Annotated in this window: 12 protein-coding genes; 7 read left to right on the top strand and 5 right to left on the bottom strand. The window is 34.2% G+C overall.

The features are described from left to right. Positions 1–63: 63 nt before the first annotated feature. Positions 64–1,383, bottom strand: coding sequence for an NAD(P)-dependent benzaldehyde dehydrogenase MdlD (mdlD, locus tag AMQ68_RS07515; protein WP_054509948.1), 1,320 nt, complete (start codon positions 1,381–1,383; stop codon positions 64–66). A 258-nt stretch (positions 1,384–1,641) separates the two neighbouring features. On the opposite strand from mdlD, the gene AMQ68_RS07510 reads away from it, so the two are divergent. After that, positions 1,642–2,760 carry a DNA polymerase III subunit delta' gene (locus tag AMQ68_RS07510; protein WP_054509947.1) on the top strand — a complete coding sequence of 373 codons (1,119 nt, stop codon included), beginning with the start codon at positions 1,642–1,644 and terminating at the stop codon, positions 2,758–2,760. Between the two features lie 35 nt (positions 2,761–2,795). On the opposite strand, the gene AMQ68_RS07505 is transcribed toward AMQ68_RS07510, so the two are convergent. After that, positions 2,796–3,389 (bottom strand): hypothetical protein, encoded by a 594-nt coding sequence (locus AMQ68_RS07505; RefSeq protein WP_054509946.1) that lies wholly within the window; start codon positions 3,387–3,389, stop codon positions 2,796–2,798. 288 nt (positions 3,390–3,677) lie between these two features. On the opposite strand from AMQ68_RS07505, the gene AMQ68_RS07500 reads away from it, so the two are divergent. The 4 genes from AMQ68_RS07500 (at position 3,678) to AMQ68_RS07485 (ending at position 8,898) form a co-directional block, all read left to right on the top strand. Next, entirely contained in the window at positions 3,678–4,304 is a 627-nt protein-coding gene (locus AMQ68_RS07500) for a TetR/AcrR family transcriptional regulator (RefSeq protein ID WP_054509945.1), read from the top strand. Next, entirely contained in the window at positions 4,288–5,601 is a 1,314-nt protein-coding gene (locus AMQ68_RS07495) for a TolC family protein (protein ID WP_054509944.1), read from the top strand. The genes AMQ68_RS07500 and AMQ68_RS07495 overlap by 17 nt, the downstream gene beginning before the upstream one ends. Before the next feature lie 14 nt (positions 5,602–5,615). Continuing rightward, positions 5,616–6,719, top strand: coding sequence for an HlyD family secretion protein (locus AMQ68_RS07490; RefSeq protein ID WP_054509943.1), 1,104 nt, complete (start codon positions 5,616–5,618; stop codon positions 6,717–6,719). Between the two features lie 604 nt (positions 6,720–7,323). After that, on the top strand, positions 7,324–8,898 hold the full coding sequence (locus AMQ68_RS07485) for a DHA2 family efflux MFS transporter permease subunit (RefSeq protein WP_054509942.1): 1,575 nt from the start codon (positions 7,324–7,326) through the stop codon (positions 8,896–8,898). Positions 8,899–9,155: 257 nt separating this feature from the next. On the opposite strand, the gene AMQ68_RS07480 is transcribed toward AMQ68_RS07485, so the two are convergent. From AMQ68_RS07480 to AMQ68_RS07470, 3 genes are read right to left on the bottom strand one after another with little or no spacing between them, the layout of a single operon-like run. Continuing rightward, positions 9,156–10,169: a TQO small subunit DoxD gene (locus AMQ68_RS07480; protein ID WP_054509941.1), complete on the bottom strand. Its 1,014-nt coding sequence runs from the start codon at positions 10,167–10,169 to the stop codon at positions 9,156–9,158. Between the two features lie 55 nt (positions 10,170–10,224). After that, the gene (locus AMQ68_RS07475; protein ID WP_054509940.1) at positions 10,225–10,602 is read right to left on the bottom strand and encodes a hypothetical protein; all 378 of its coding nucleotides are present in this window, start codon (positions 10,600–10,602) and stop codon (positions 10,225–10,227) included. 17 nt (positions 10,603–10,619) lie between these two features. Next, positions 10,620–11,225: a hypothetical protein gene (locus AMQ68_RS07470; RefSeq protein WP_054509939.1), complete on the bottom strand. Its 606-nt coding sequence runs from the start codon at positions 11,223–11,225 to the stop codon at positions 10,620–10,622. A gap of 178 nt (positions 11,226–11,403) precedes the next feature. Here AMQ68_RS07470 and AMQ68_RS07465 point away from each other — a divergent pair, with 178 nt between their 5' ends. Next, positions 11,404–12,210, top strand: coding sequence for an SDR family oxidoreductase (locus AMQ68_RS07465; protein ID WP_054509938.1), 807 nt, complete (start codon positions 11,404–11,406; stop codon positions 12,208–12,210). 149 nt (positions 12,211–12,359) lie between these two features. Further along, positions 12,360–13,292: an AraC family transcriptional regulator gene (locus tag AMQ68_RS07460; RefSeq protein ID WP_054509937.1), complete on the top strand. Its 933-nt coding sequence runs from the start codon at positions 12,360–12,362 to the stop codon at positions 13,290–13,292. The last annotated feature ends 139 nt before the right edge of the window (positions 13,293–13,431 follow it).

Raw genomic sequence — 13,431 nt, 5'->3', positions numbered from 1 at the left:
AAACAAAAAAGGCTGCTCATTGTATGAGAGCAACCTTTTATATAGTTTTAATTGATATGAAAATTATTTCACTTGAAGTACAGATCTGCTGTGACTGAAGTTCTCAAAACTAAATTTTCCGTGATATTTCCCCATTCCGGAAGTTCCTACACCCCCAAAAGGTAAATGATGAGAGCCAACATGCACAATAGTGCTGTTGATTTCAGCATCGCCACTCGTTGTACGGTTCAAAATATCATTTGCAAATTCTTGAGATTCGGTGAATACATATAAGGCTAATGGTTTCGGACGATTGTTTATTTCTTCTAATACTTCATCAATATCAGTATAAGTGAGGATTGGAAGAATAGGTCCGAAAATTTCCTGTTGCATTACTTTATCATTCCAAGTCACATTCTCCATTAAAGTAGCTTCGAAATGACGGGTTTCAAGGTCATAATTCCCTCCATAAATTACTTTATCAGGAGCTGCTTCAAGATAGGCTGCCAAATTTTTAATTTGATTCTGATTAACTATTTTTCCAATTTTCCCTAATGATCCATCCGGATATGTTGTTTTTAGATAAGCTTTAAATTTATCAACAAAAGCATCTTTCACGGATTCATGAATATAAATGTAGTCTGGAGCCACACAGGTTTGTCCGCAATTGATCCATTTTCCGTAAGATATTTTTTGAACAGCTTTATCAAGGTCTGCGTCTTTATGAACGATGGTTGGCGATTTCCCACCTAATTCTAATGTTAAAGGAATCAATTGTTCTGCTGCGGCTTTCATTACAATTTTTCCCACATTTGGACTTCCTGTAAAGAAAATGTAGTCAAAGGGAAGACTCAGTAGTAATGTATTTTCTTCAATCGCTCCTTGGACTACAGCAACATAGGATTCGTCAAATGATTCTTTTACGATGTCTTCCAAAACTTTTGCTACATGAGGTGTATTTTCAGAAGGCTTTATGATAGCGGTATTTCCTGAAATCAAAGCTCCGATAAGTGGACTGAAAGTTAATTGAACAGGGTAGTTAAACGGTCCAATAATATAATTTACACCATAAGGTTCATGGATTATTTTACTCACGACCTCCGCCCCCGACGAGTCTGGCTTAGATTCAACAGATATGGGTTTTGCCCACTCATCGATATTTTCTAAAAGATAATCGAGCTCACTGATTACAATTTGAATTTCTACATATTCAGCTTCTTTTCTGCTTTTTCCCAAATCTATATCCAAAGCCTCACAAAGAGCATCGGAATGATTCAGAAATACCTCACGGAATTTTCTTAGCTGTGCTTTTCTGAATGCAATATCTTTCGTTTGATGCGTTTTAAAGAAAGCTTTTTGTTTTTCAAATATTCCCCTTATTTTCTGTTCAAGTTGATTGTCCATATTATTTATTTTAGTGCGTATAATTTCTGTGGTCTATCCTATTTTTATTTAAAATTAAGACTAAAAAATCACTCTACAAAAGTATTGTTAAAAATTATATTGTGTAAAATTTAAATTAAAATTTATTCTAATTCAATTATTGATATAGCCTATAATATACGGGATATCGTCAATGGAAATTTAATACCAATTGCTTTTTGATATATTAAATAGCGTTTAATATTCAGAAAATGAGCGAAGATTTTTTATCTTTGGGACATGAATTGGGAGAACATTGCCGGACAGGAAAATCTTAAAAAACTTCTTAGAGACAGTATCGCTGAAAACAGAGTGAGCCATGCCCAGCTTTTCATAGGAAAAGAAGGATATGGAACGTTTCCTATGGTTTTGGCGTATGCAAAAGAAATTTTAAAAGGTGAGAATGAGCACGCTGCCTCAAAAGTGGAGCATCTAAACCATTTGGATCTGCATTTTAGTTTCCCGGTTTTTACAGATAACAGAAACTCTTTAAGTAAAAATAAGTTTGATGAATTCAGAGAGATGATTCTGAAATCGCCTTATGCAAGCTATGATGATTGGACCGCTTTTTTAGAGTCCGAAAACAAACAGCTTTTTATTTCTGCGGATGAAGTGGATGATCAAAACCAAAAATTTGCTCTTAAAAGTTTTGAAGGAGGAACTAAAATTTTAATTGTTTGGAGAGCTGATAAAATGAATATTGCAGCTTCTAATAAGTTTCTGAAATTTTTAGAAGAACCACCTGCAAAAACAATTATTCTTCTTACTGCCGAAGATATTAATGATATTCTTCCCACTATTCTTTCCAGAACGCAGGTGGTGGAGATTCCAAGAATTAATGATAACGATATAGAAAGCTATCTTAAAAAGAATTTTTCTGTACCTGATGATAAGATAAAAGAGATTGTTCACCAAGCTCAGGGAGATTTGAATGATGCCATCAAACTGTTGAACTCAGGAAATAAAAGTGATGAGTTTGAGAAATTATTTGTTCAATGGGTTCGTGATGCATTTATGGTGAAAAAGAAACCCGAATTTCTTAAAAGTATCATACTTTGGGCAAGAGAAATTGCTGGCTGGAACAGAGAAAAGCAAAAGAACTTTTTAAATTACTGTTCTGAAATTTTCAGGTTGGCATTGCTTCAAAATTATCAATCAGAAAGTTTGGTGTATAAAAAGATCAACGCAAATAGTTTTAACTGGGCAGGATTTTCAAAATTCATCAGTGGGGCCAATATAGAAAGCATTCTGGAAGAAATTTCAACGGCAGATTTACATTTAACCCGAAATGGAAACCCTAAAATAATCTGGACGGATCTGGGTATAAAACTATCAAGATATATTCATAAAAGCACATAGAAAAACTCCGACCATTACGTCGGAGTTTTTAATTTTTATTCAAATACAATATCGATGTAAGGAATAGAATTATTATTAACGGGACCTCCTGTTCCATAAAATGAAGATCCTGTAATTTTAAGATCTCCATAAATTACAGGGTAGGTTGAGTTGCTGATTAGTCGTCCAATCGTGTTTACAATACTACTTGCATAATTATTCTGGATTCTTTTTATTGTATATGAATGTCCGGTTTGAATAGCAACAGGTGTAATTGTAGCATAAGAAGTTGCAGTTGATGAAAATGTATGACTTCCCGAGTATAAAATAGATGCAGAAGTATTGTCATAAATTTCAATCAAATAAGGCGTTGAGCTCATTGCGGGAACACTCTGATAACCAACCTTACAGATAGTCTTATTAGCTGTGACGCTGAAAGTGTAAGAGTGTGCTACTAAATCTAGTGTAGGAGCAATTCCAAGGTTTGTGGGTGTTACGAGACTTATGTATAGCTTATTAAAAGTTGTATTTGAAGAGTCACATTGCACTTTTGCTTCTTGCTGACTGCTGTTGTCATCATCATCATTTTTACAGTTAAGAGAAAATAATAATGTTGCGGATAGTAATAAAGGGATAAATTTTGATGTCATATTTTTTGAATTAATTTGTTTTGCTGGTTTTCGTAGTTTTTTTGTTTCGCATCGTTTACGATGACTATTACTGATTTTTAGCCATCTTCTACATATATATTAAAGCGAATAAATCAATGTTTATCGGGAAAATCAATTTTTTCATACTTTTTTAAATTTATTTAACTTAAATATAGTAATTTTCAGTGTATTACATTAGTTAAAATTAAATTTTAATTAAATAATCAATCAATCGTTTGATTATTTGAAAATGTTGTGTAAATTTGCGCCTTGAAAAATGAGAGTATAATGATTTCAAAAGAAGAAAATATCTTATTCGCCGCTGAAAAAATATTTGCTGAAATGGGTTTCGAAGGAACCTCTACCAGAGAGATTGCTAAGGCTGCAAATGTGAATATTTCTATGATATCTTACTATTTCGGTTCTAAAGAAAAGCTGTACGAGAAATTAGTGGAGTACAGAATGAGTGAAGGGCAATTCTTTTCAAAAGATATTTTGGAAAGAACCGACATCAATGAGTGGGAAAAAATAGAAAAAATAGTAGATCAGTTTGCTGGAAAAGTAAGACATAACCAATGTTTTTACAGAATCATGCAAAGAGAGCAACTGTATGCAAAAAACCCTCAGATCCTAGAGTTTTTAAAGCAGACAAAAATGGGGTTTATCGCCATGTATTCGAAAATATTAGAAAGTGGATTAAAGAAAGGTGTTTTTACAAAAAACCCTCCCATCTACTTGCTTCATGCAACGGTGAGCGGAACTTTATTTTATGCCTCAAATGGTAAAGAAATGTATAAAGAATTCTTAAACGATACCGAAGAAGAGAGCGTTTTTGATGAAAAATACTATACAGACCTCAATAAACATATTAAATACATACTAAAAGACCTTTTAGGTTATGAAGAGAATAAATAATTCAGTTATTGCACTTTCTCTATTTATAGGAATGGCAAACGCAAATGCTCAGGAGAAAAAACAACTCACCCTTGATGAAGCTGTGCAGTTGGGAATCCAAAATAGCAAGAGTCTTAAGATCGATGCAGCTAAAATAGAAGAAGCTACCGCAGATCTTTTGGAAGCAAAGAACAAGCAACTTCCGGAATTGAAAGTTTCAGGAAGCTATATGTATCTACCGATTAAACCTAATATTGATCTAAAACTTCCCGGTGTTTCAGCAGCTGGAGGTCCCGAAGTACATCAGGTTGCGTATGGATCTGTGAATCTTAGTGTTCCGATTTACAACGGTGGAAGAATTAAATATGGGATACAGTCTGCAAAATATTTGGTGGAAGCATCAAAATTAAGCACAGAGAATGACAAAATAGCAATTGCTTATAACGTTGCTCAGGCTTATAATAATTTATTTAAAGCAAACCAATCTATCAAAGTTTTAGAAGAAAACCTTACAGCTTCTCAAAAAAGAGACGATACTTTTCTTAAACTTGAAAACAACGGAGTGATTGCTAGAAATGACCGTTTAAAGGCAAATCTTCAAACTTCAAATATTGAATTGCAATTACTGGAGGCAAAAAATAACTATAATATTGCCAATATCAATATGGATCTGTTGTTAGGATTGCCTGACAATACAGAAATTGAAGTAGACCAAAATTATATTGATGAAGGTGCTGAAGTAAAAGCAGTAGACTTTTACGTAAATGAAGCCAGAGAAAACCGTAAAGATTTGAAAGCTTTGGCTCAACAAAGAAAAGCGGCTGAATTGGGATCAAGATCGGCAAAAGCTGAAAACCTTCCTTCAATAGCATTCACAGGTGGTTATGTAGCAGCTGACATTCCGAAATTTCTTACCCTTTATAATGCGGTAAATGTTGGAGTGGGAGTTTCTTATAATTTATCTAATATTTGGAAAGAAAATTCTTCATTAAGACAGTCTCAGGCAAGAGAAAAGCAATTAGCTGCCAATGATGAATTATTGAATGACAACATTAAGCTTGATGTCAACAGAGAATATCAAAACACAGATTATTCTAAAAAGAGAATCGCAGTGTATGAAAAAGCTGCTGAACAGGCTAATGAAAACTACAGAATTACAAAAAATAAATATGATAACGGTTTGTCTACTATGACTGAATTGTTAGACGCAGATGCAGCACAGATCTCTTCAAATGTTGGGGTTATTAATGCAAAAGCAGATGCAGCATTGGCTTACAGAAAACTATTACAAACTACAGGAACTTTAACAATTAAATAAGATTAAGACCAAAAATGGAAAATAATAATACACCAGTAACTGAACCTAAAAAGAAAAAGAGTTTAGTTTTCCCAATCATTTTAGCGGTTGTCGTAGTAGTGGGAGGGATCTACGGATACAGAACATATTCTTACGGACAGTTTCATGAAGAGACTGATGATGCTCAAATTGCTTCTAACATGAGCCCTGTGATTTCTAAAGTTTCAGGATACGTAACGCAGATAAAAGTGAAAGATAATCAGTTAGTTAAAAAAGGAGATACGTTGGTTATCCTTGATAACAGAGATCAAAAAATGGCTTTGGTACAAGCTGAAGCAGCTTTATCTACAGCGAAAAGCAATATTTCAAACGCTCAGGCAAGCACAACAGCAACGTCTAAAAATATAGGAAGTTCAGAAGCTGCTGTTACAACAGCAAATGCTCAAATAGAAGCTGCAAAAGTAAACGTTTGGAAAACCAATCAGGATCTAAAAAGATATTCTGTTTTGGTAAAAGACCACTCCATTACAGAACAACAATACGAGCAGGCTTTGGCAGCAAAACAATCTGCAGACAGACAATTACAGGTTTTGGTTGATCAGAGAAATCAAATTGCTCAACAAACGGGCATCGCTTCTTCTCAGACAGCTGCAAGTTCTCAACAAATCAGTGTTGCAGGTTCAGTTGCTAAACAAAGAGAAGTTGATGTAGAAAATGCAAAACTAAATCTTTCTTACACTATTATCCTTGCTTCAGAAGACGGATATGTAGGGAAAGTTCCAATCCAGGTGGGACAGTATTTACAGGCAGGATCTCAGTTATTCAGCTTAGTGAAAAATGACCAAAAATGGGTGGTTGCTAACTTTAAAGAAACTCAGGTTGATAAAATGGTAGAAGGTCAGAAAGTAAAAATCGAAATCGATGCTTTCCCAGATACAGAATTTGATGGAGTCGTAAGTTCATTCTCTCCGGCTACAGGTTCTACATTCTCTATTCTTCCTCCAGATAACGCGAGTGGTAACTTCGTGAAAGTAGTACAAAGACTTCCTGTGAAAATCGACTTTGTAAAACTGGATCCAAACATTGCTAAAAAGCTAAGAACTGGAATGAACGTGAAAGCCGAAGTTTCTTTGAAATAATATTTAAATAGGTGGATTGTCAATTTTGCTGAAGCACGTCAATTGTGAAAAGAAAATGAAGCAGGAAAATTGATGATGAAGTTTGAGGCCGATCTTGTGGAAGGATTCAGTGATGAAGAGGGAAATGAGGTAATGAAGATGATATTGCAAATGGAGTTCAATGCAGAGGATAATGCAGCAGAAAACTGACAGAGAAGTTGATATCGGCTTTGTAGATGAAAATCAATGATGAAGTTGGAAAATGAAGTCGTAAAATTGACAATGGAGTTGATTAATAATTGACAATTCACTTTTAAAAAATAATTAAAAATAATAAGGAATTAAGGGATTTAGAAATTGATGCTTGATTTGAATTATTTACATATGTAATACATAAATAATTTACAGCCGAGTAGGCTCATCAATAGGAACGGGCTTTAGCCCGTTTAATAAAAAGATTGAAATTTCAATTGGCTTTAGCCAAAACAGAATATTAATCTTAATCCTTAAAAATCAAGCAAAAATTTTAATAAAGAACAAAGTTAGTTCGTAAAAATGCTTGTTCTTATTTCTAAAATTTCTAGATCTCATAATCTCTTAATTTTTTAATACCTATAAAAAAACTATGGAAGATTCATTAGTAGAATATGGAGCCCGAAGAGTGATCATTACGATCACAGCTATTCTTTGTGCTTTGCTTGAAATTGTGGATTCCACGATTGTGAACGTTGCCCTGAACGAGATGAAAGGTAACCTGGGATCTACACTTTCTGAAGTGGGTTGGGTAATTACGGCGTATGCCATTGGTAACGTAATTGTGGTGCCAATGACGAGTTGGCTTTCTCAACAGTTCGGACGAAGAAATTACTTTGCAGCTTCTATTATCATATTTACTGTGTTCTCATTTTTATGCGGTAATGCAGATAATATTTGGGAATTGGTATTCTTTAGATTATGTCAGGGAATTGGAGGTGGGGCCTTATTGGTAACATCGCAAACCATTATTACAGAATCTTATCCTATTGAAAAAAGAAGTATGGCTCAGGCTATTTATGGTTTGGGAGTAATTATTGGCCCAACACTAGGTCCGCCATTAGGAGGTTATATTGTTGATAATTTTAGTTGGCCGTATATTTTCTATATTAATATTCCAATCGGGATTGCAGCAACTTTAATGACATTACAGTTTATAAAAAGTCCGAAATATGCTGAAAAGCGTAAAGCTTCGGATGTAGACTGGTTAGGAATTGCTTTATTGGCCATTACCGTAGGTTCATTACAGTATATCTTAGAAAGAGGTCACGAAGAAGACTGGTTTGCGAGTGGATGGATTGTATTATTTACCGTATCAGCAATTTTAGGATTTATATTATTCCTCTGGAGAGAACTTACATTCAAATATCCGATTGTAGAGTTGAGGGTTTTGAAAAACAGTAATTTAAGGATCGGAACGGTCATGTCCTTTGTATTAGGATTTGGTTTGTATGGTTCAACATTTATTGTTCCTTTATATACTCAGAGTATCTTGGGATGGACAGCCTTAGAATCCGGAGCATTAATGATTCCGGCGGCGTTAACAACCGCTTTCATGATGCCAATTATTGGTAAGTTGCTTTCGAAAGGAGTAAAACAACAGATCTTGGTTTCTTTAGGATTATTTACGTTCTTCATTTATAGTTTCTGGGGATATAAAATATTGACTCCCGACACTGGTAAAGACGCATTCTTCTGGATGTTGATGGTAAGAGGAGCCGGATTAGGATTACTGTTTATTCCAATCACCTCTTTATCATTAAGTACTTTAAAAGGTCAGGAAATTGGACAAGGAGCAGCATTTACAGGGATGATGAGACAGTTGGGAGGATCTTTCGGGATCGCAGCCATCACCACATTTATTGCGAATGCCAGCCAGAAATACAGGGTTAATTTGGTTTCCCATTTAGATTCCAATGACTTTGATGTCCAGCAACGATTAGCAGGACTAAAAGCGAGCTTCATGGCAAAAGGAATGACTCCCGATGCAGCAATGAATGCAGCGTATAAAATGCTTGATCTTTCGGTCACCAAACAGGCAACGGTATTATCTTATATGGACGTTTTCCTTTATTTAGGAATTGCTTTCCTGGTTTGTATTCCGTTTATCTTATTAGTAAAAGAACGAAAGAGCAAAGAAAAAATAGATTTAAGTGGTGTACACTAAATGATATTGAAATAAATACAAATCCTCCGAAACTTTTCGGAGGATTTTTGTTGTGAAAGATTTTTTGCAGAAAAGAAGATGCTTCGATACGTTTACTATTAAACGATTAGTATTAGTGATGTCATCCTGAGCATAGTCGAAGGATCTAAACTTAATATTCTTAACAGCTTAACAAAACCTTAATGTTTCAAGCTTAATAAAGGTTAGATTCTTCACTACGCATTCGCTTCATTCAGAATGACAGATTTTGCCGTTTTTTATTTGATTTTCGCCTTCCATTCAATCCCACTAATATCAATTAATTTCAACGTATAAATCTCATCTTTTTGAGCCATAAGATCATCGATATTAATGGTTAAATCAGCTTTTGCTCCAAGCGGAATAATCAAACTGTGTTTACCATTTTTCACTTTGGCGACATAATGATTGTTGATATTTTCCTTTGAAAACTTTGAAAGTTCGATATGATCTAATGCTTTTAAAACATCTCCTTTTTCATTTAAAATATGAATTCCGATGAGGAAAGAGCCATAGACATCCACACCTTCCGTTCTGTAAACTTCAAACTTTAAATTAGAATTGTTAAGCGAAATATTAGAAATCTCAATTTTTGGTTTTACCGATTTATTGTGCAAAGTTCCCCAAACACCTCCATGAAAATATTGATTGGTGTAAAGCGTAAGTCCGAAAATTAAAAGGGAGCCCGTCAATACAAAAAGTTTAGGATTCACAATAGGGAACACGCCAGAGCCCGTCCATTTGAACCCGTTGTTCTGAGTAAACTTAAAGCCTTTTTTCAGGAAATAATGGTCCAATGAATAAGAACCACTTCCTGTTAAAAATAAGGTAAATCCACCTGCAATTCCTAGAACGCCAATTTGCCATTCATCCAAACAGGTTGTTCCTATCCAGCCTGAGCCTAATAAAATTCCCATGGCAAGACCAAAAATTCCGATGCTCATTAATCTGGTAAATAAACCTAAAATAATAAATAATCCTACCACTGCTTCAACAATGGTAAAAGTCATCATATAAGTATGCAGTGTTTCCGGATGGGTTACCAAATATTCGATGAGCGGTTTGATGCCTAAGGCATTGGGTAAAAAATGATTGAATTTTTCTCCGATATATCCTGCTTCATCAGGGTCGAGTTTGTTTTCGAGAACGAGTCTGCGCCAAAATGCTGAGAAGTAAGTCCACCCGATAACCATTCGGATCGACAACGTATATAAACCAGCCATGTCAGTAGGCTGATTGGTACTATTTTTCATTGAATTGATATTTTACTAAATAATTGATTGTTTAAAAATGATCTTAGAACTGAATCTAATCCAAATTCAACCTCAATTGTTTAAATAGAATATATTTTGGTGGGCTGTTTCCGGTAGTTGCTCCAGAATATTTGTTTTGAGAAATTGTATCCTCAGAAAAGTTTGAAACTGAAGTTAATTGAAATGAGAAAATTTCTTTACCCTTGAAATCTGCTTTTGAAACAGAAGTTTTTGAAGAGAAATTTTGATGAACAAGATCACAATGTACCGTTGGGCTAACTGTTGTTTTTGCTTTGTTTAAAGTACTGACATGTTGAATATCGAAAACACCCAGAAGATCTCTTTTTACAGAACAAGGAGATAATGAAAAAGACAAAAGTAGAATCACTACAATTGTTTTATAAAAATTAATATATGTTCTGGTGCCTGGCATTTTTACAAAACTACGGTTTATTTAGAGAATATCTTAAAGTCATCTCTTAATACATCTAATAATTCTTTAAATGAAATTAATTCATCCACATTAGGATATGTTTTTAAATAAGATTCAGGATTAGAATATTCAATCTCATTTTCTTGTTTACCATTTTTAATTTTTACATAATATGAAAACCCATATAAAAAATTGCTCATGGAAGTTAATGAAATAATTTCTCCATCTTCGATTTCATATTTTTTATTTTTCTTTTCTAGTTTATATTTAAAAGTCTTCCACTTAGGTAAATGAATGATATCAGTATCTAGAATCTGCATCCAAATGAGTTCAAAATTTTTCAATGAGTTTAATTTAGATTTTCTTGCTCTTATTTTGATTTCGCCATTATTATTTGAAGCAATTGTTTCATACAATTCTGCTTTCCAGTTTTCTTTGTCATCTTGAAATAATCTGAATAATTCTAAACCTGTTGAAGTTGCATCTTTTTTATAAACCCGAATCTCATTGGTATGGAATTTAAGGTTTTCGATTTTCAAAATTTCATCACACTCCTGAATGGTTTGAGATGATACATTCTGTATTGAAATGATTGTGAGGATTAGAAAAAGTAATCGAAGCATTTTAAATTTTATTTAAGTGTGAAAGCCAAACTATTATTTGTTGCTTCAATCGCTAAAATACTTATTTAAGTATTTATATCAAAATATGTTTTTTCGTCAAAACAACTACAACGAAACTCAATTTGGCTACTTTTAAATCGTGACTTCTGAGCAACTTTGCAGTATAAAATTTACGATCATGCAAAAGACAATTTTTATTACAGGAGCATCTTCGGGGCTAGGAAAAGCAACCGCAAAATTATTTCAAAGCAAAGGTTGGAATGTGATTGCAACGATGAGAAAACCAGAAGAGGAAACAGAGCTTACCCAATTGGAAAATGTAACGGTGTTGAAGCTTGATGTGGCTAATCCGGAAGAGCTTACAAAAACGATCGATTATGTTCTTACCAATTATGAAATAGATGTTGTTCTCAACAATGCAGGATACGGATTGGTAGGGCCTTTGGAAGCTTTTACGGACGAACAGATCAAAACGCAGATTGAAACTAATTTAATGGGTGTAATTCGTATTACGAAAGGTTTTACGCCTTATTTCAGAGAGAGAAAAGAGGGCGTTCTTATTAACATAACTTCAAGTTTTGGGTTAATTGGTTTTCCGACCTGCTCTATTTACAGCGCAACAAAATTTGCGGTTGACGGATTTTCAGAAAGTATGGGATACGAATTGGCACAATTCGGGGTTCAGGTAAAAGTAGTTGCTCCCGGAGGAATACAAACTGATTTTGCCGGGCGATCTTTAGACGGAGCGCAACATAAGGCGTATCAAAAATTAATGGATAAAGTTCAGGAAGGATATAGCCCCGAACAGATCGCGAATTATTCAAAACCGGAAGATATTGCCTATGTTATTTATGAAGCGGCTACAGACGGAAAAGATCAGTTAAGATATGTTGCCGGAAAAGATGCCAATGCTTTATACAACGAAAGAACTGAAATTGGTGCCGAAGCTCAGGTACAGAAAATAAAATCAGGTTTTGTATTCTAACAGTTGAATGGCCAGTTATGAATTCGCCTTGCTTGTGAATGTATTGAGTATGTTTTCAGATTCACCATTAACAATTCACTTGCGAAGCAAAATTGATAATTTCCCATTCCAGACAAACACTTATCCCATTCTCATCTTATATTTGTATTATGAAAACCAGCCCGTCGCCCATTCATTTTAGATCTTTGTCGGCTTTGCATAAAGCGATGGGAAAGCCTGTACCACAGCATCCGCTGATCAGTATTATGGACTATGGAGAAGTTCATTTTAATCCTGCAGACTTTGAGCATGGAATGAAGACGGATTTCTATAAAATTTCTTTTAAAACAAAATTCAACGGTAAGATCCGATACGGACAAGGCTATTACGATTTTCAAGAAGGAGGAATGTCTTTTGTGGCGCCGGGGCAAGTGCTGAGGTTGAATAGTGAAGAGACCGATTATAGCGGGATGTCATTACATATTCACCCAGATTTTATCAGACCTTATTCTTTACTCAAAAAAATAAAAGACTACGGTTTCTTTTCGTATTCAGCGGCAGAAGCTTTATATCTTTCTGAAAAAGAAAAGAAAACAATTACCAATGTTTTTGAAAATATTCAGAATGAATTGAATGAACGGATAGATCAATTCAGTCAGGATGTTATTATTTCTCAGATCGAATTATTGTTGACCTACAGCAATCGTTTTTACAACCGACAGTTTATCACCAGAAAATCAGCCAATAATGATCTGTTGTCTAAAATGGAGGATTTATTAAATGATTATTTCGATAAAGAAAAAGAAATAAAAGGCCTTCCGACAGTAGAATATTTAGCTTCACAACTCAACCTTACACCAAGATATTTGAGTGATATGCTTCGTCATCATACAGGACAAAATGCACAACAGCATATTCACGATAAACTGATTGAAAAGGCTAAAGAATATCTTTCAGAATCTCAGTTTTCAGTTTCTGAAACGGCGTATCAATTGGGGTTTGAACATCCACAATCGTTCAGTAAATTATTTAAAAAGAAGACAGAACTTACCCCCAACGAATACAAGCAATCTCTTCAAAATGTAAACAATCCATCAGAATAATCTTGATGAGTATAAAGAATCGGTGTCTTAAGTTTTCAAAACGTTTCAAATTCAATAAAGCACACTTCATGGTTTAATTTTGTTTGTTCGTGTAAAAACATATTTCTGATTATAGCACAATATTTATCTTTACAAAATT

It is taken from the genome of Chryseobacterium sp. ERMR1:04 (genome assembly GCF_001297705.1).
GTDB lineage: Bacteria > Bacteroidota > Bacteroidia > Flavobacteriales > Weeksellaceae > Chryseobacterium.
This window is presented reverse-complemented; position numbering and strand designations above follow the sequence as displayed.